24 protein-coding genes and 1 other annotated feature are annotated in these 18,129 nt (G+C 34.9%); of the genes, 9 read left to right on the forward strand and 15 right to left on the reverse strand.

Annotated features, from left to right (window positions below):
- Window positions 1–10 precede the first annotated feature (10 nt).
- The 3 genes from CS937_RS04005 to CS937_RS04020 all read right to left on the reverse strand — a co-directional run bounded on the left by CS937_RS04005 (window position 11) and on the right by CS937_RS04020 (window position 1,617).
- Window positions 11–409 (reverse strand): DsrE/DsrF/DrsH-like family protein, encoded by a 399-nt coding sequence (locus tag CS937_RS04005; protein WP_099157174.1) that lies wholly within the window; start codon window positions 407–409, stop codon window positions 11–13.
- A 31-nt stretch (window positions 410–440) separates the two neighbouring features.
- Window positions 441–1,013, reverse strand: coding sequence for a sulfurtransferase TusA family protein (locus CS937_RS04010; RefSeq protein ID WP_099157175.1), 573 nt, complete (start codon window positions 1,011–1,013; stop codon window positions 441–443).
- A gap of 343 nt (window positions 1,014–1,356) precedes the next feature.
- The gene (locus tag CS937_RS04020; protein WP_099157176.1) at window positions 1,357–1,617 is read right to left on the reverse strand and encodes a metal-sensitive transcriptional regulator; all 261 of its coding nucleotides are present in this window, start codon (window positions 1,615–1,617) and stop codon (window positions 1,357–1,359) included.
- Between the two features lie 385 nt (window positions 1,618–2,002).
- On the opposite strand from CS937_RS04020, the gene CS937_RS04025 reads away from it, so the two are divergent.
- Window positions 2,003–2,908 carry a nuclease-related domain-containing protein gene (locus tag CS937_RS04025; protein WP_099157177.1) on the forward strand — a complete coding sequence of 302 codons (906 nt, stop codon included), beginning with the start codon at window positions 2,003–2,005 and terminating at the stop codon, window positions 2,906–2,908.
- Window positions 2,909–3,494: 586 nt separating this feature from the next.
- Window positions 3,495–3,670, forward strand: a binding site (T-box leader).
- Between the two features lie 65 nt (window positions 3,671–3,735).
- A complete protein-coding gene (gene trpS / locus CS937_RS04030) occupies window positions 3,736–4,731 on the forward strand; it encodes a tryptophan--tRNA ligase (protein WP_099157178.1) in 996 nt (331 codons plus the stop codon).
- 124 nt (window positions 4,732–4,855) lie between these two features.
- On the opposite strand, the gene CS937_RS04035 is transcribed toward trpS, so the two are convergent.
- From CS937_RS04035 to CS937_RS04060, 6 genes are all read right to left on the reverse strand, one after another.
- Window positions 4,856–5,617 (reverse strand): YjbA family protein, encoded by a 762-nt coding sequence (locus tag CS937_RS04035; protein WP_099157179.1) that lies wholly within the window; start codon window positions 5,615–5,617, stop codon window positions 4,856–4,858.
- An 84-nt stretch (window positions 5,618–5,701) separates the two neighbouring features.
- Window positions 5,702–5,908: a YuzI family membrane protein gene (locus CS937_RS04040; protein WP_099157180.1), complete on the reverse strand. Its 207-nt coding sequence runs from the start codon at window positions 5,906–5,908 to the stop codon at window positions 5,702–5,704.
- A gap of 247 nt (window positions 5,909–6,155) precedes the next feature.
- Window positions 6,156–7,394, reverse strand: a complete 1,239-nt coding sequence (fabF, locus tag CS937_RS04045) for a beta-ketoacyl-ACP synthase II (RefSeq protein ID WP_099157181.1) — start codon at window positions 7,392–7,394, stop codon at window positions 6,156–6,158.
- 34 nt (window positions 7,395–7,428) lie between these two features.
- Window positions 7,429–8,367: a beta-ketoacyl-ACP synthase III gene (locus CS937_RS04050; protein WP_099157182.1), complete on the reverse strand. Its 939-nt coding sequence runs from the start codon at window positions 8,365–8,367 to the stop codon at window positions 7,429–7,431.
- A gap of 140 nt (window positions 8,368–8,507) precedes the next feature.
- Window positions 8,508–9,476, reverse strand: coding sequence for a BMP family ABC transporter substrate-binding protein (locus CS937_RS04055; RefSeq protein WP_099157183.1), 969 nt, complete (start codon window positions 9,474–9,476; stop codon window positions 8,508–8,510).
- A gap of 94 nt (window positions 9,477–9,570) precedes the next feature.
- Window positions 9,571–10,197 (reverse strand): hypothetical protein, encoded by a 627-nt coding sequence (locus CS937_RS04060; RefSeq protein ID WP_099157184.1) that lies wholly within the window; start codon window positions 10,195–10,197, stop codon window positions 9,571–9,573.
- 174 nt (window positions 10,198–10,371) lie between these two features.
- On the opposite strand from CS937_RS04060, the gene CS937_RS04065 reads away from it, so the two are divergent.
- Window positions 10,372–10,548 (forward strand): DUF2929 family protein, encoded by a 177-nt coding sequence (locus tag CS937_RS04065; RefSeq protein WP_099157185.1) that lies wholly within the window; start codon window positions 10,372–10,374, stop codon window positions 10,546–10,548.
- A 93-nt stretch (window positions 10,549–10,641) separates the two neighbouring features.
- Here the strand turns inward: CS937_RS04065 and CS937_RS04070 are convergent, their stop codons facing one another.
- Window positions 10,642–10,977, reverse strand: coding sequence for a hypothetical protein (locus CS937_RS04070; RefSeq protein ID WP_099157186.1), 336 nt, complete (start codon window positions 10,975–10,977; stop codon window positions 10,642–10,644).
- Between the two features lie 94 nt (window positions 10,978–11,071).
- On the opposite strand from CS937_RS04070, the gene CS937_RS04075 reads away from it, so the two are divergent.
- The 3 genes from CS937_RS04075 (at window position 11,072) to CS937_RS04085 (ending at window position 13,039) form a co-directional block, all read left to right on the forward strand.
- Window positions 11,072–11,893 (forward strand): undecaprenyl-diphosphate phosphatase, encoded by an 822-nt coding sequence (locus CS937_RS04075; RefSeq protein WP_099157187.1) that lies wholly within the window; start codon window positions 11,072–11,074, stop codon window positions 11,891–11,893.
- Between the two features lie 70 nt (window positions 11,894–11,963).
- Window positions 11,964–12,659 carry a Crp/Fnr family transcriptional regulator gene (locus CS937_RS04080; protein WP_099157188.1) on the forward strand — a complete coding sequence of 232 codons (696 nt, stop codon included), beginning with the start codon at window positions 11,964–11,966 and terminating at the stop codon, window positions 12,657–12,659.
- 98 nt (window positions 12,660–12,757) lie between these two features.
- Window positions 12,758–13,039, forward strand: coding sequence for a YrhK family protein (locus CS937_RS04085; protein WP_099157189.1), 282 nt, complete (start codon window positions 12,758–12,760; stop codon window positions 13,037–13,039).
- Here CS937_RS04085 and CS937_RS04090 read toward each other — a convergent pair.
- Both CS937_RS04090 and CS937_RS04095 read right to left on the reverse strand, forming a co-directional pair.
- Complete coding sequence (locus CS937_RS04090; protein WP_099157190.1) at window positions 13,036–14,187, reverse strand: TIGR04053 family radical SAM/SPASM domain-containing protein; 1,152 nt, start codon at window positions 14,185–14,187, stop codon at window positions 13,036–13,038. The genes CS937_RS04085 and CS937_RS04090 overlap by 4 nt on opposite strands.
- A 154-nt stretch (window positions 14,188–14,341) precedes the next feature.
- A complete protein-coding gene (locus CS937_RS04095) occupies window positions 14,342–14,584 on the reverse strand; it encodes a DUF2249 domain-containing protein (protein ID WP_099157191.1) in 243 nt (80 codons plus the stop codon).
- Between the two features lie 220 nt (window positions 14,585–14,804).
- Here CS937_RS04095 and CS937_RS04100 point away from each other — a divergent pair, with 220 nt between their 5' ends.
- Window positions 14,805–15,497 (forward strand): Crp/Fnr family transcriptional regulator, encoded by a 693-nt coding sequence (locus CS937_RS04100; protein ID WP_099157192.1) that lies wholly within the window; start codon window positions 14,805–14,807, stop codon window positions 15,495–15,497.
- Between the two features lie 131 nt (window positions 15,498–15,628).
- Here CS937_RS04100 and CS937_RS04105 read toward each other — a convergent pair whose 3' ends face one another.
- From CS937_RS04105 to CS937_RS04115, 3 genes are all read right to left on the reverse strand, one after another.
- Window positions 15,629–16,105 (reverse strand): hypothetical protein, encoded by a 477-nt coding sequence (locus CS937_RS04105; RefSeq protein WP_099157193.1) that lies wholly within the window; start codon window positions 16,103–16,105, stop codon window positions 15,629–15,631.
- Between the two features lie 206 nt (window positions 16,106–16,311).
- Complete coding sequence (locus CS937_RS04110; protein ID WP_176555743.1) at window positions 16,312–16,812, reverse strand: spore coat protein; 501 nt, start codon at window positions 16,810–16,812, stop codon at window positions 16,312–16,314.
- A 229-nt stretch (window positions 16,813–17,041) separates the two neighbouring features.
- Complete coding sequence (locus CS937_RS04115; RefSeq protein WP_099157194.1) at window positions 17,042–17,254, reverse strand: hypothetical protein; 213 nt, start codon at window positions 17,252–17,254, stop codon at window positions 17,042–17,044.
- Window positions 17,255–17,446: 192 nt separating this feature from the next.
- Here CS937_RS04115 and CS937_RS04120 point away from each other — a divergent pair, with 192 nt between their 5' ends.
- Both CS937_RS04120 and CS937_RS04125 read left to right on the forward strand, forming a co-directional pair.
- Window positions 17,447–17,818 (forward strand): DUF2642 domain-containing protein, encoded by a 372-nt coding sequence (locus CS937_RS04120; RefSeq protein WP_099157195.1) that lies wholly within the window; start codon window positions 17,447–17,449, stop codon window positions 17,816–17,818.
- Entirely contained in the window at window positions 17,819–18,031 is a 213-nt protein-coding gene (locus CS937_RS04125) for a hypothetical protein (protein WP_099157196.1), read from the forward strand. It abuts the gene before it with no gap.
- Window positions 18,032–18,129: the final 98 nt, after the last annotated feature.

The raw sequence follows: 18,129 nt of genomic DNA on the forward strand, positions 1-18,129 counted from the left end.
CCCTCCTAAATTAAAATGTTAATGTGATATTGGCATCTTTTGCATACTCAATGAATGTGGCTGCCCCGCCAACTTCAATTCCGTTAATAAAAGCATCTTTCTCTAAATTCATGAGATCCATAGTCATTTGACAGCCAATTAATTTAATCCCCAATTCTTGTGCTATGCCCACTAGTTCTTCAATAGATGGAACGTTTGTTTGCTTAAATCCTTCCTGAAAATGCTCTTTTCCTTCTGGTAGCGGAAGATTTTTGTGTGCTTCCTTGTGAATTAAATTCAATCCTTCGAATGTGAAGAAAATTCCTACCTCCGCATCAGACGCTGCTGCCGCTGTTGCTACGTTAAATACCTTATACGCATCAAATAGAGTTCCGTTTGCTGCAATAATTGCTACTTTTGTGTTTGCCATTTTAAATTCCTCCAAATGTGTTTAATAGTTTTTAATTATTTTTTTCAGTTGGGCCTTCCCATTTTGTCATACCGGGTATTACATTTTTTACATTTTCAAAGCCCTTTTCAGTTAACTTTTGTGCGGCTAAATCACTGCGATTGCCTGTACGGCAAATGACATGAATTTCTTTGTCTTCATCAATTTCTGAAAACCTTTCTTCCAATTCCCCAAGGGGTATATTTACCGCACCAGTTATATGGCCAAATGCAAATTCAGCAGATTCTCGAACATCAAGTATGGTGATGGATTCTTCTCCGTTTATTTTGCTTCGCAGTTCTTCTAAGTTAATTACATCCTCATGTTTTGTCTCTTCCTTTGTTTCCTCATCTGTTGCTTTTCGTAAATAATGTTTTAGTACATTATCTTCTTCTATTGTCCCAAGGTACTGGTGCCCAGTACTACCTGCCCATGCCCTGATATCTGCAGTTGAACCCTTATCAGTCGCTTGAACTTCGATTACCTGACCGGGTTGTAGTTTCGTTATTGCTTTTTTGGTTTTGACGATCGGCATTGGACACGCTAACCCCTTTGCGTCTAGCGTTTCATTTGCTGTAATGTTCATTTAAGCTCCTCCTTTATTTCTCTACTTCATCTTCCCGGACGTCAATAATGGTTATGTTATCTCCGTTTTTTAATTTCTTTGCTAGTTCTCTCGCTGTTATTTCCTTCATTACTTTTCCCCTCCAAATTGTTCATTTTTCTCTTCTCTTTTAGACATTTTAAATACCGATATGGGTATTTAAAACAGCAAAAAATAAATTAATAAATCCACATTTATCTTCCACAACATTTTATACATATAGGGGTAGGGGTATTTATGTTTGCTAAAAAAATTGGGTTAACTACTTTTACTTAACCCACATTTTATAATAAAAGCTTAAAAATATATTATCAACAAAACCTTCTTATCTACTTCTAACAAGTAAATTAACAGCTTCTTTAATCAGGTCTTCAGAGTTTCTGCCGTTTTCCTTTTCGTCACGAATACATTGTTCTAAATTTTTACTAACAATTAACGCAGCAGTACGATCGATAGCACTTCTGACTGCCGACATTTGCGTCACAACATCCCTACAATCTTTTTCTTCCTCCATCATTTTTAATAATCCTCTAACTTGTCCTTCAACACGTTTTACTCTATTTTTAGTTTGGGGATCGTATTTCATATAAACACCTACCTTTTCCTTCATCTATAATTAGAAAATATACCAGTTATCACCATTCTTTAGAGGCTGCAACAAACTCATACTACGTTTGCAAAAATGAACATTCTACTGATGAAAAATAAACGAATAAGAAAATTAATTTTTATCATAGTACTTATGATCTTGAAAAAGAATGCAAATACACAATATACCCATCTAGGTATGTTTGTCAACTTCTGTGGCTATGAAAATAAGCATCAAGGGAAATTGGAATCAATTTAAAGATTTCTTCTTTGTTTTCCAACCAATTTATGTTTTGTAATCTGTTATTTCGTTATTCCATTTCTTTACATTATTGAATATAATAGACTTGATTAACTAAATAAGAGGATGTGGAATAGAAAAAATGCTGTATAAGTCGCGTACAAAATCAAATGAATTAAAAATTCTAGAACTATTAAACAACCGAATGAAGTTAGATAACAAGGACAAACAACACCTTTTGAATCTAAAAAAAGGTTATGAAGGAGAAGTGATTTTTGATAGCTTAACTGAACAACTACAGTGTGAATGCTTGATATTAAATGATTTGTTACTAGAAGTAAATAGTACCACCTTTCAAATTGATTCCCTATTTATTGTGCAAGGTAGGATCTACTTTTATGAAGTTAAAAACTTTGAAGGAGATTACTATTACGAGTCTAATAAACTATACAAAAAGCCTAAATTTGAAATTGTTAATCCACTTGACCAACTTAGTAGAAGTGAATCCTTACTTCGACAACTACTTTTCAACCTCGGTTTTAACCTTCCAATTGAATCTCTCATAGTTTTCATCAATCCCAATTTCACTTTATATCAAGCTCCTTTAAATAAACCAATTCTTTTCCTTGGCCAAGTTAAAAGACATCTAAATAATTTAAATACAACCCCTTCAAAATTAACAATAAAACACAAAAAAATTGCAGAACAATTATTTTTATTGCATAAATCTGATTCTCCATATAAACAGATACCTCCCTACAATTATGAACAGCTACGAAAAGGAATTATTTGCCCAAAGTGCCAATCACTTTACCAATCTGTTGAAAAAAGAAAGTGCATTTGTCAATACTGTGGACAAGCCGAATCAGTTGTAGACGCTGTTCTTAGAAATACTAAGGAATTTAAGCTTTTATTCCCAAATGAAAAGATCACGACGAATAAAATTCATGATTGGTGCCAGGTGGTACAATCGAAAGAAAGGATTAGAAAAGTTTTGAAAAGCAATTTTAAAATTGTGGGGGTTCATCAATGGTCCCACTATGAATAAATTATTTATTGTTGGCAAATTTAGATGCCTCTGTCCTCATGATTTAAATTAAGTGCTTTTTATTGGTTCTAATTCTTTAATTTGCTCTTCACGGCATTGATGAAGAGCTTTTCTTCGGTTTTATCGCTTTAATTTGTTCTTCATGGCATCTATGAAGAGCTGTTCTTCGGTTTTATCGCTTTAATTTGTTCTTCATGGCATCTATGAAGGGCTGTTTCTTCGGTTTTATCGCTTTAATTTGTTCTTCATGGCATCTATGAAGGGCTGTTCTTCGGTTTTATCGCTTTAATTTGTTCTTCATGCATCTATGAAGAGCTGTTCTTCGGTTTTATCGCTTTAATTTGTTCTTCACAGCATTGATGAAGAGCTTTTCTTTGGTTCTACCGCTTTAATTTGCTCTTCATGGCATCTATGAAGGGCTGTTCTTCGGTTCTACCACTTTAATTTGTTCTTCATGGCATCTATGAATAGCCTCTCTTCGATTCTATCGCTTTAATTTGCTCTTCACGGCATCAAATGTAGAGCAAATTAAAGTTCACTTCTTGCATTTCAACACTAAACTATATATAATAAAAAAAAATCAATATCATTAGCAATGAAAAAGGCGTAGTACAATTGCCCTCTGGTTTCAAGAGAGCTTGTGGATGGTGAAAACAAGTACCAAGGTAAATTGGAATTGGGCTTTGGAGCTAATTTAACATTTAAAGTGATTCTGCACTAGTAGGATAATTAGGGTGGCAACGCGGTTCATTCGTCCCTTTTTGATGGGATTAATGGGCTTTTTTTAATGTTGAAAAATGTTATTAAATGTAAACGGAGTGATAAAGATGAAAACAATTTTTTCAGGAATTCAACCAAGTGGAACGTTAACAATCGGAAACTACATCGGTGCAATGCAGCAATTTGTAAAGCTACAGAATGATCATCACTGTTACTTTTGTATAGTTGATGAACATGCGATTACTGTCTCGCAAGATAGATTGAAGCTAAGACATAATATTCGTTCGCTTGCAGCTTTATATCTGGCTTCTGGAATTGATCCGGAAAAATCAACATTGTTTATTCAATCAGAGGTCTCTGCACACACACAGCTAGGGTGGATGCTTCAATCAATCAGTTATATGGGTGAACTCGAACGAATGACTCAATTTAAGGATAAATCTGCTGGAAAAGAAGCGGTGTCATCATCATTATTGACCTATCCACCACTTATGGCCGCTGATATTTTGCTATACAATACAGATATTGTGCCTGTCGGCGAAGATCAGAAACAGCATCTTGAGCTGACAAGAAATTTAGCACAACGGTTCAACAATAAGTTCAACGACATTTTCACTATTCCTGAGGTACAAATCTCTGAAGTAGGAGCACGCATCATGTCCTTACAAGAGCCAACTAAAAAAATGAGCAAGTCTGATGAAAATGAAAAAGCATTTATTTCGATGTTAGATGAACCGAAGAAAATCGAGAAGAAAATCAAAAGTGCTGTTACGGATTCAGAAGGTGTCGTTAAATTCGATAAAGAAAACAAACCTGGTGTTTCTAACCTATTAACCATTTACGCAAGTTGTACTGGGGAGTCCATTGAGGCAATTGAAGTAAAGTTTGAAGGCAAAGGTTATGGTGAATTCAAACAAGGAGTTGCCAACGCTGTAATTGATGTATTAGCTCCAATCCAAGAAAAATACAACGCTCTAATTGAATCTGAAGCATTGGATGAAATCCTTGATAACGGTGCAGATCGAGCTGCTAAGACCGCAAACAAAACATTGGCAAAAGCTAAAAAGGCCATGGGTTTAGGTAGAGTTAAACGAAAAAAGTAAAATAAAAAATCAGTGAGACCTTTCTCACTGATTTTTTGTTTTGGCGTTTTATAAACGTTTTCGCTATTTGATTAGAGAAATACTGTCAATAGGAAAATAAATCCTTACCAGTTTAAAAAAGCCTTTATTTAAGTTTTGACGTATCTTGTTCTTGTGTATTCTCAAGTTCCCACATTTTTTCAAGGAAAGGCTGTCCCTTGATTAATTTTGCACATAAATCCTCATGTGCTTTGCTCCAACCATGCTTTACCCCCTGATATAATGCTTGCCAAACTTTTTCCTCATCCATAAATCGTATATATGGGTATTCTTTTGGGTTCCATTCTGTTAACCAATATCGTAGTTCCTCAAGGTTATTCGTCGTATGTAATTGATCAAGTGCCATCATGAGTAACTGCTTTAATTGACGTTCTCTTCTCGTTAATCCGACAACGAGTTCCGGTGGCATAGATAGCATATGGTATTCTTTTTTACTAAGACTCTCATCAAATTTAAACAATTGAGGTTTTGTACCATCAATCATATCAAACACTAATTGTTCCTGTCGTGGAATCAACCTGCTTTTTCGAATTGGAATTTGGTATCCAATCGTATCAATAGCAATAATGTCGTTTCCATCTGTCACAACACAAGCATAGTCTAAAACCGTACGTTCTTGTCCCTTTCTAACATATGCGCGTTTATAAATAGCATCAAGCATTGGTTTAGGTAAGTCATGCATATCATTTTCAATATAATTGTACAAACTATCGTTTATGTAAAGTAGTGGAACCTGATCTAACAGTTCAATCCCATCATCTTTACGCCACTCATGAAAAAAACATACGTTGTACCCGTTCTCTTCTCCTTCAAACCAATTCACCCAAACATCGTGTAAATATAACATATACAACCCTCACTTTTTTTGAATGAAATCATTTAAAATACATTATGACCATCATTAAAAAAATTATTCTAAGAGAAACTTAATTTAAGAGTTGTTTGGGTAACTATAAAGCGCCACTGCTATAATCAGGAAACCAATTGGTAAAAAATAACACTCGGGTCTTCCTAAAACAAAGACAAGGTAATCTCCCCAGCCTAGACCTGCCGGTAAGAAATTTGTATATGCAATAAGTGTCACTCCACCAGTGACAGCTAGTCCAAATCCTAGCAAAAATAAAAAAATAGAAAACATTATCCATTCACCTCGTGCTTGTCCATGCCTTTTGTTCATTTTATGCTTGGAGGAGTGAATACATGATTAATTTATACAATGTAGACAGATTCTTATTAAGTTGTTGAGGGATTTGAGTGAATATCAACCGCTTTGCTTGCTTATTAACTAAATGGTTAAGTAAATCATCCGCTTTTGACATCAACAAAAAAGACTATCTCGTCCGGGTAAATAAACACCCTTGAGATAGTCTCTATACACAAAAAACTTAGTTAAACTTTTTAAATATCAATGCAACATTATGTCCACCAAACCCAAGTGAATTGCTCATCACTACATTTACATCTTGTTTACGAGCTTCATTTGGTACATAATCCAAGTCACATTCAGGATCTGGTGTTTCATAGTTTGTTGTGGCTGGAATAATACCGTCTTCAATGGATTTTAATGCAATCACTGATTCAATTCCACCAGCAGCACCTAGCAAATGCCCTGTCATCGATTTTGTTGAAGAAATCGCGACATCTCGTGCATATTCGTTAAATACTGTCTTTATTGCTTGTGTTTCAAATTTATCGTTTAAGTTTGTGCTTGTTCCATGTGCGTTAATGTAATCAATATCTGATGGGGTCATCTCAGCATCATTCAACGCCTGTTGCATGGCTCTAGCTGCACCTTCTCCATCTAATGCTGGTGCAGTAATATGATATGCATCTCCAGTTGCACCATAACCAACAATTTCACCATAAATTTTAGCACCACGTTTTTGTGCTGATTCAAGTGTTTCCAAGATGATAATTCCCGCACCTTCACCCATAACAAAGCCATCACGGTTCTGGTCGAATGGTCTGCTTGCTTTTGATGGATCTTCATTTAATGACAATGCCTTTGCAGAACTAAATCCGGCAAATGCCATATTAGAAATTGGTGCTTCCGTTCCACCTGTAATCATATAGTCAGCACCACCGCGCTGGATCACTTTAAATGCATCACCTATTGAATTGGCACCTGACGCACAGGCGGTTGTTGAGCATGAATTAATTCCTTTTGCACCTAGCTGAATAGAAACTTGACCTGCAGCCATGTCTGGAATCATCATTGGAACAAAAAATGGACTGACTTTACGCGGACCTTTTTCTAATAATTTCGTATGTTGATCCTCCCATGTTTGCATTCCACCAATTCCTGAACCAATCCAAACACCAACACGATTAGCAATATCCTCGTTAATTGTAAGGTTGGCATCTTCAACAGCCATTTTTGCTGCTGCAACTGCATACTGTGTGAACGGATCCATTTTTCTTGCATCTTTTTTGTCCATATACTTTGTTGGATCAAAATCTTTTATTTCTGCAGCAACTTTAGCAGGAAAATCATCTTTATTCACTTTTGTGACAAAGTCAATTCCTGAATTTCCAGCTACGATATTACTCCATGTAGACTGTACATCATTTCCTAATGGAGAAACTGCCCCAAGGCCAGTGACAACAACTCTTCTTGCTTCCATTGGTACTCCTCCTAATCATTCTTGTCTAGTAGCATTATTTTCCCCAGCGTAATGCAACCGCACCCCATGTTAAACCGCCGCCGAAACCGACTAAAACAAGTAAATCATTATCTTTAATTTTACCATTTTTAACATCCTCTGATAAAGCAATTGGTATAGATGCAGCGGATGTATTTCCATATCTTGTTATTGATTTTGCCATTTTATCTTCAGAAATCCCCAAACGTTCTCGAGCAGCTTCCATAATACGAATGTTAGCTTGGTGTGGGATAAGATAATCTACTTCATCTTTGTTCAATCCAATTTTTTCAATAACACTTACAGCTGACTTAGGCATTTGTCTAACAGCAAATTTGAAAACTTCGCGACCATTTTGAATAAGATGTTGTTTCTCATCCTGATATAAATGTTTTCCACCCGCTCCATTTGCTCCTAATTCAAACGATAAAATTCCTTTTCCCTCAGAGACATTGCCGATAATAGCTGCACCTGCACCGTCACCAAAAAGGACACACGTATTGCGGTCTTCCCAATCGGTAATTTTTGAAAGTTTTTCAACACCAACTACTAAAATGTGTTTATACACGTTTGTATCAATAAATTGCTTAGCAGTGATTATTCCGTACATAAATCCAGAGCATGCGGCGCCAATATCCATTGCTGCAGCATTTACAGCACCTAAATGATCTTGTATTCGACATGCTACAGATGGAAATGGTGAATCAGGAGTAACAGTTGCTACTAAGATTAAATCGATCTCTTCCGCTTTTATATCCGCTTCGTTTAACGCTTCTTGAGCGGCAAAGAATGCCATATCTGATGTATCAACATCGTCATTAGCGATCCTGCGTTCTTCGATACCTGTTCTTGTTCTGATCCATTCATCACTTGTCTCAACTATCTTTTCCATATCTTTATTTGTAACCACATTGGACGGGACATAGTGACCTGTTCCTAAAATACCCACACTCATATTTTCATCCCCTTATGGACTTTTGTTTTGATATCAATTCTTATGACTTGGTACTAATTTTAATGCATTCTTATCCTAGTTGCAAGAAAAACAAATAAAAAGTAATAAAATCAAACCAGGTACTTAACGACTACCAAAAACTATTCCTCTATTTCATTAGGCAATAATCCCGTATCAATATAATCCTCTATTGCTTCATTAATTTCATCACGAAGATCTTCAGGAACCTCTGGACTATACTCCCCTAAAGTGATAACGTCATCTTGAAAATCGAACGTCAATATGTCTCCATTTAATTCGTTATCGTTGAATTTTTCCGCAACAAGCTCGTACAATTTATCAACATGCTGAACGGTACTCGTTAGGACAGTTGATTCAGCAATATCCGATTGGTCTGAAACATAACCAATTGCATAAATTCCATCCTTACTTGCTTGTTTAATAATATCCACACTATAGGAATCTCCCGATGGATAGATAACATCAATACCATTGTCTAGCATCGCCTTATACATTTCCATTGCAGTACTTTTGTCACTCCAGTTATTAACATATTGAATATGTACCTCTGCAGCAGGATTACGATACTTTACACCCTCATAAAACCCTTCAATTTCTGGTTGCCATTCATAAGCAGCAATAATCCCAACCTGATTCGTTTTTGTCATCGCTCCCGCTATCATTCCACCAAAAAAACCCATAGCATGAGAATTAAAATTTAAACTGGTAACATTTTTGGCCGAATATCCACCATTAAAATAAACAAATTGTACATCTGGGTAAGCCTCCGAAATATCCACGAAGTATTTTCCATACGTACTACTATGCCCAAATATCAGATTTACCCCATTATTTACAAACTCGTCCACTGCATCTGTAACATCCTGTTGTGTTTTAATTCCTTCTTTAAAATATACATCAACATCAAATTCTTCACTAATAGATAATAGGCCCTTGTACCCTTTTTTGCCCCATGATTGATCATGGATTGAGTCCTCAACGAGCATCCCTACTTTTTGAATTTTATCCTGTTCAAAATAGCTACCGCAGCCTGATAGTAGAATGAATTCAAATGCTATTAAAGAAAGGATGAATAGCTTTTTCAACATGTGCACTCCTAACCATGAACATTGATATAACAACAATTATTTCTTATATTGTATCGTTTTACCACTTTTACGTAAATGAAATATAACATTACATTTATATTACACTATAAAGCTTTCTAAACTTATTATAATGCGATTGAACTACTTTTAAGTTTTCTTGTATAGGTTTATTGTCACGAACGTAGATTGATTTTTTAGGATTATCCCCATTCATTTTTTTATTTACTGAAGATTTTATTTCAAGAGCTTGTGAAAGATAATCCGATTTTGACACCTGCAACAAACATTGAATGAAATCGTCAATATAAATAGCTTCTGACAAAAATTGTTCTGAGTCAAATCGGATGAAATCATTTTTATAATAAAAACCTTCTTCATTCATTTCCATCCATTCTCCAAAGAGTAATGGTAATTTAATTGTCACGATGCTCGATTCCTGTTCATTTGTAATAGTATCATAACTTAATTGGATTGTGCGTTTCGAGTTAAACGTTTGTTTTGGCAAGGAGGCATCGACTAAAACAGTTGTTTCATATTGTTGCTCACTTAGCTTGTTTGGATTTAATGAGAATAAATCGTTCCTCCCAAAGAACATGGATAAAACTTCTTTTTTTTCGGAAGAGATTTCATCAAAACCAACAACATGGCACCCTTGATTTAATAAATGTTTGACGAGATGAAAACCTACCCACTGAAAACAATTTGTTACGATATAAGTCATGTTTATCCCCCTCCTCATACCTATCCCACATGAACAGTATGCTCCCATAAAAAAGACCTTCTTAGGAAGTTTCACTTTATTACATCTTATTCATCGTATGTAAGAAATACTTTTATTTTTTGTACTGATTTGGTAAACTAAAATTAAGATTGTTATAAAAATGAGGTGTTATAGATGCGGTTCATTTGGACTTTAATTTGGGCTTTGTTAATCAGCGGCGTTATATCTTATGTACTAACCAGTATGGGTGGTACTAATTTCAACGTTATGTCCACTGTAACCTTAGCAATTATCATGGCAATAGCTGTGTATATTTTAGGTGAAGGTATCATTAAACGGGAAAAAGAATAACAATACGATTTTATGGGGTCTGTCCCCAAACATTAACGAGAATGTTAATGTTTTAAGGACAGGCCCCTTACCACGTTAATAACGGTTAGATTCTTAATACCATGGCAATATACTTAATGCGGTCAGGGCAGCAAGTGGTAAAACAAGTCGCCTAAATCTTCTTGGAGGATAACCGTATCCAAATCCAGGGTATCCATATCCGTACCCTGGATATCCATAACCAAATTGGCGGTCGTCGTAACCATGATTAAAATTACCTTGTGTATGTTCATGTTGTTCTATTGGAATTGCAAGATATACATATTCGTCATCCAATCCAGTAACAATGCCGTCTAATTTGGTACCGTCCGTCATTTCAGCAAGTACATAAGAATGCATATGTTCTTTACACATTTCGTATATATGATGATAATTCTGATTCATTTTCATTTTTTATAACCTCCTCACCAACTAGACTATTCAACTATATATAGGTTGGTGACTCGTGTTGCTAAATGAAAATAGACATTTCGGGGGTGTTACATTGGAAAATCTTACAGAGCTTTGGCTATTAATTAAATATACAATATTAGGTATCTTTCAAGGATTTACGGAGCCTATTCCGATTTCTTCAAGTGGTCATTTAGTCATTTTACGTGAATTGTTTAACATTGATATTAAGGGACTTTCCTTTGAAATTCTTGTTAATTTTGGTTCACTAATTGCAGTATTAGTTATTTATCGTAAAGACATTATTCGCTTAACAACAAATTTTTTCCGTTTTATTTTCTCCAAAGATGAAGCAGCAAAAGCAGATTTTCAATTTATTATATTTTTAGTAATTGCTACAATACCAACTGGAATCATCGGGGTGTTGTTTGAAGATTATATTTCAAGCAAGCTCAGCACTGTTGCTGTAGTTGGTATAACACTCCTCATAACTGGTTTTGCGTTATGGATCATTCGAAACCTGCGTGGTAATAAAAATGATCGTGAAATTACAGTCAAAGATGCGATTATTGTTGGATTAGCACAATCCGTTGCATTAATTCCTGGCATAAGTCGCTCAGGCGCTACAATTGTTGCTGCAATGCTGATAGGGATGAAGCAGGAAACCGCTCTTAGATTTTCATTTCTACTCTATATCCCGGTAAGCCTTGGGATTACCGTAATGTCTGCTTCAGATATTATAAATGACAAGAACTTTGATGCGTTGATGATCCCCTATTTACTAGCATTTATGGCATCAGTGATCGCTTCTTATTTCGCATTAAAATGGTTTATCAACATTATGGCTAAGGGTAACTTAAAATACTTTGCGTTTTATTGTTTTATAGTAGGAATTCTTGTTATACTCTTCTTGTAAGGCAGTAGTGATTTTATCTACTGCTTTTTTTACTAGAATTGTCATTCCTTTAAAGGTGGTTTTTTAAATAATGCCTCTTAGACCTAAAATGTCCGATGAATTAAAAAATTTATTAAATTCAGTCGATCATATTAAGCCAATTAAAAAAGATACATTTTTATTTTCTGAAGGTGAAAGTGCTGATGAATTATATCTCGTTAAGTCTGGAAGGATTCAAATTGGAAAGGTATCTCCTGAAGGACGTGAGCTTACCTTAAGAATTTGCCATAAAGATGATATTGTTGGTGAACTTTCTTTGTACTCAGAAAATGTAAAATACATTTTAAATGCAAAAGTTATTCAGGACGGAGAAGTTGCCGTAATCAAAAAATCTGAATTAGAAAATGAGATGATTAATAATAGCTCCTTAGCTATTGAGTTCATGAAGATAATGAATGAATATTACCGTAGAGATCAAACAAAGTTTCGTGACCTTGTATTACATGGTAAAAAAGGTGCACTGTATTCTACGTTAATTCGTCTTTCAAACAGCTATGGAAAAAAACAAAATAACGGTGATATATTCATCGACATTGCCTTAAATAATCAGCAATTAGCAAATTTCGGTGGTACTACAAGGGAAAGTGTAAACCGCATGTTGAACGATTTAAAGCGTAACAACATCCTATCTATTAAAAATGGACATATCATTATTCATAATTTACAGTACTTGCGAAATGAAATAAATTGTGAAAATTGCCCAGTTGTGTTGTGCAGTATTCATTAATCTCACCACTAACGCTCCCTTCTATTTCACCAATATCGTTTTAGATTGTGCAATTATTGGGAATAGTGAACTATACACAATGTGACGGAGGGAACGTTATGGCTAAAATTTATGATAAAAAAAACTTTTTAGATATTCAAGTAGGTACTTATGAGGTTTCGTTTAACAAAAAGTATCGTTTCATCGCCTTGTTAAATGATTTTACACTTGGTCTATGGTTCCTTATTGGCAGTGTATTATTTCTCTATGAATCTACCCAAACGACTGGAACAATACTTTTTATCGTAGGGAGTGCCCAACTTCTAGCACGTCCAATTATAAAAATTATGCACGCCTTTTATTTCACGCGTGTTAATAAGTATGAAGCTTCTAGTGACTAAATTCTAGAAGCTTTATTACTTTTTTTCATCTTATTCTTCACTCGCATTGCTTTCGGTATATAGACACAATATGGTTCGCTTTCCATATAGTCCCCTGTTACGTTATAGGCTCTTGATCTTGATCCTCCACATACGAAGCGAAACTCACATACACCGCATTTACCTTTGTATTTATCCGGATCCCGTAAGTTTTGAAAAACCTCTGATTCACGGTAGATCGTTGCGAGGTCAGTTTGTCTTACATTCCCAGCCTTTATTGGTAATAACCCACTAGGAAATACATCTCCAATATGTGAAATAAAAACAAATCCATTACCGTCGTTAACCCCTTTAGGCGCACGACCCAGCCCATCAATTTGTCCAGTTTTGCCATTCATCAATGCATCCTCATAAAAAATATGATCCTTATCACTAATGCTCTTATGTTCACGCATTTTGTTTTGAATGACGACACGGCGATAATGCTGTGCTGCCGTTGTTTTAATATCAAATGGAACGCGTTTCGACAAGTCATACAACCACCTTAATACACGCTCATGCTCTACCGGTGAAATCATGTCAGATTCTTTACCACGACCTGTTGGAACAAGGAAAAACACACTCCACAATACACAATTTAAATTCTCAACCATTTCCGCTAATTCATCTAAATAGTCAACATTGTATTTAGAGATCACTGTATTGATTTGCAATGGCATTTCTAATTCATGTAAATAGTTAATTGCTTTCATCGTTAAATCAAAAGAACCAGATGTTCCTCGAAAATGGTCATGAATTTCTGCACAATGACCATCTATACTAAACGCCCATCTTGCTAACCCAACATCTTTCGCTTTTTGCATTGCTTCTTTTGTTACATTTGGAGTAGCAGATGGTGTCATGGAAACACGTACACCTTTTTTTATAGCATATTCTGCAATATCAAACACATCCGGTCGTTCTAACGGGTCTCCCCCGGTAAATACGAGCATTGGATTGTTCATTTCATAAATATCATCAATTAACTTTTTCCCTTCTGTAAACGTCAATTCCCGGGGATCACGATGATACTGGGCCTCAGCACGACAATGCAAACATTTTAAGGCACAGGCACGGGTTAACTCCCAAATAACAATAAACGGGTTTTCATTATAATCTTGTGGAAACATAGTAGACCTCCTAAAGGTAAAATTAATAGCTCGAGTTATAATTGTATAGATTTATAAACTCTTTGGATATGACATTCTTCACACATTGATCATTTTTTACATTAAAACAGATAGACCCTTGGGCATTAATCCAAGAGTCTATCTATATTTTTAATTATTTTTTACCTATTGCCACCCGCCAAAGTGAGGGGCCATTTTCGGTATATTCCCAAGTAAATGCATCTTCTCCTCTTTCTATCATCATTTGATAATGGAGTGGCTTTGGATCATGGTCATTTGAAAGTTCCATAAAATCGCCAGATTCTAATCCATCAAACACTTCAAAAATTTTTTGATGTCGATATCTTGGTTCGATTTCCGGTGCATGTATTTTTATTGCGTAATCAATTTTATTCATTTGTACAGCCTCCTAAATTTCCTTGAAAGTTTTAATTCCTCTCTATCATAAATGGTTCCTCCAAAAAAAGATGTGATCAAAAACATCACTAAACTATGATTTTTATCACGACATCAATAACTGTTCACAAATTCGTAAATGTCCTGGGGGTATATCGTGTTAAAATAAAATGGAATACTAAAAATGTACCTCTTTTTTTAAGCATGAAAGGAGCTTCATTATGAATTCACAATCCATTAAGAACCTGTTGCAAAAAGTACCATTATTTAAAGATTTGACAGATTATGAAATGGAACCGATTGTTGAATTAGCAAAATTTAGGATGTACCGCCATGGAACACATATTTTTATGCAAGGTGACCCCCTTACAAATGTTTATTTTATTCATGAAGGTAAGGTGAAAATATACAAAAGTGATTCACACGGAAGAGAACAAATCGTTAACTTCTTACAAACAGATGATATGTTTCCCCATGCTGGATTTTTCCGACAAGATAATTACCCGGCAAATGCATCCATATTGGAAGATGCTGTTTTAATTTATATACCGATTCATTCTTTTGAGGATTTTCTTTATACACATCCTGAAATTTGCGTGAAGCTCTTTCGTGTATTAGGTGATAAATTAGTTGACTTGCAAAAACGTCTGGAAGAAAAAATGTTATACAATACGTATGAGCAAATCATCATGCTTTTGTTACGTCTCAGCAAAGAATATGGGGTAAAATATGAAAATCAACAGACAAGAATTGCTACTCAATTTACTAATCGTCAGCTTGCAAATATGATTGGTTCCACTCGGGAAACAGTAAGTCGTACCGTATCACAATTGAAAAAACAAAATTTACTGAGGATCGACAGTTTGGGCTGCTTCATATTAGATACGGATGGAATGAAGAACGAGCTCTTTTAAAAAGGCTGTTTCTAGAGGGATTTTTGGGAACAGTGAGGCTTGCTGACGTCTGCGAAAAGCGTAGTGTATATTCAACAAAATAGTACTCTAAAAAAGTTATAAATGCTTAGATAATGAAACCCAAGCGTTAATTATACGGACTGTTCTTCCTTTGATCCTTCTTTAGAACGATGCACCAAGTACTGATAACCATAAATAATTATAGCGAAGCTCATATAGGATAAAAAGAGATGAACAGCTTTGACATTTTTCAGTTTATACACTTTAAACTTTTGAAATAACTTCGTTAGCGGTATAGCGAAGCTTGCATTCATGGCTGCATTTAGCAACAGATAACGAGTAAACTTACTAAAGGTAAAATGGAATATCCATATTGTTCCCACAAAGAAAGGGCCATAAACAAAAGATAAATCATTGAAGATCTTTGTAGCAAGATTGCCTTTGACAACCCAAAATTTATATTTTAATGAAAGTGCACACGTAATCAATACTAAAGCTGAAGTAAATATTGAAACCGGTAAATATTTGGTAATCACTTTTTTGGGTAAAAAGAACAAAGAAGACCACGATACTATGATTAGACTTATACGAATAATTGTTTGCAGCATAGGTTTAGTTTCCTCCCTTCTTCTTATAATCTGTATGTATTATAAAATTATTCCTAAGAAACTTTTACTATGGATTAGATTTCTAGTTTGTATGAACAAAGGAAGCAAAAAAGACCACTCCAAATTGGACATGGTCTTTCCACTAAAAAACGAATAACTTGAACTGTTTACTCAATTGTCTACTCTATTATTAGTTGAGACACCTACTATAAAATATCTAGTCTAAGAACTATTGCAATTAATACCTGTAACAAGAGTTGAATATTTACTGCAATATCTGTGTCAGTTGTAGTAATATTTACACCACGTGAGTTTTGAATATAAACCTGTTGACTGTTTACTTGACTAGATTTCAATTTAGCATTTAAATCCTGTGTTATTTCATTTGCTGTGTTACTATCCGCGATTGATATACTGATGACCAAAGCAATTGCAACTTGAAGTGCTACCTGAACATTAATGGCAGCTTGCGTATCGTTTGATGACACCTCAATATCACATGAATCTTTTACAACAATTGATTCATAAGAATGCTGCGCATTACTTAATTTTGAATCTTGACCTTGTTCCACTGTAGCATCCATTGGATGGTTACATGATGCATCTAGTGCACTCCATTCTCTCGGTCCATTGTCACAATTATTATCGGTTCTACACTGTCTTTCTATCACAACTGTTCTTCTTTGGCCAGGTTTAGGTTTTGACATATTATCTTTCCTCCTTCTTTGCGTTTAAAATATCTTATGTCTTTTGTTTAAAATAGTAAGGGTGATTGTCTACTATAAAACACCTATTTTTATAGAAAATGTTCTTCATTTTAAATACCCCTCAAACAATCATAAATACCGGATAAATCGTAATTTATCCGGTATTTATAGTCTTAAAAATAATACTATATCCCACCTAATGATCGCTTATTCCCTACTAGATAGAAAACTAATTATTTTTTTTCGTTTTATTTTCTTTATTTTCCTTATTTTGCTGATTTAAACTCTCTACATTATTCTTTAGGGATTCGACTAGATTTCTAATTTGCTCTTTTTGTGTAGAGTCTATAGTGACTTCGTCTAAATTTACTCCGTGTTTTTTTAGTGTTGAATCCACAAGCATATCTACAAGTTGATTTGGAAAATTACTGTTAGTACTCAATTTAAATACACCTCCATAGCTTACTTTTAAATAGTTTATTCTTAGAGGCAATAAACGTGCTATAGATAATAGTCTAATTAATGAAAACTATGATATTGGTGGAATTATCTATTAATGAACAAAATGTACCATACAGTTAAAATACAAGCGCATATAGTAAATAGAGAAATATTATAGAAAGGGTGAATATAGTTGGCACTAACTAATAGTCAGTCAGCCTTATTGAGGTTGCTTAACCAACTTTCACAAAACTTAGGTACTACAAGTACAAGTAATGGGCTAGATTTCTCAGTAGATTTGCCGGGATTAGATGTTAATGTTGATATAGGTGGTACTGGTGATTCAGTCACACCTCCTACTCCGCCTGAATCACCTACAACAATCCGCGAATTATTATTAAGTTTAGTCAACGAACAAGTACAGGTTACGACACCGTTCGACACAATTACAGGAACACTGTTGCTCGTTAGAGACGATTATGTCGTAATTATTGAAGCTACTGGTAATCAAGTACTAGTCCGGATCGATAAAATTGAACTTGTCAGTGAAGCAGGAGGGATATAAATGTTTGAAGACACATTTGCTGCTGAACTTGCCACGCGTGTTGGTTCAAGTGTTGAAGTAGCTACAGATAACAATTTGATAGAAGGTATACTCTCAACTGTTACCGCAGAATTAGTACTGGTAATTGATGTTAGTGCAGGTTATGGACAAAATACCAAACTCTATCTCTCACTTGACTCGATTAACTTCATTCGTTTCCTAGTAGCAGCATAAATCACGCTGCAACCCTCTTCAGACTCCCGGCAAAAAACATGAAAAAATACTCTGGTACAATATCAGAGTATTTTTTCATGTTTTTTAAAATGGATTTT

It is taken from the genome of Virgibacillus ndiopensis, assembly GCF_900187325.1.
Lineage (GTDB): Bacteria > Bacillota > Bacilli > Bacillales > Amphibacillaceae > Virgibacillus_E > Virgibacillus_E ndiopensis.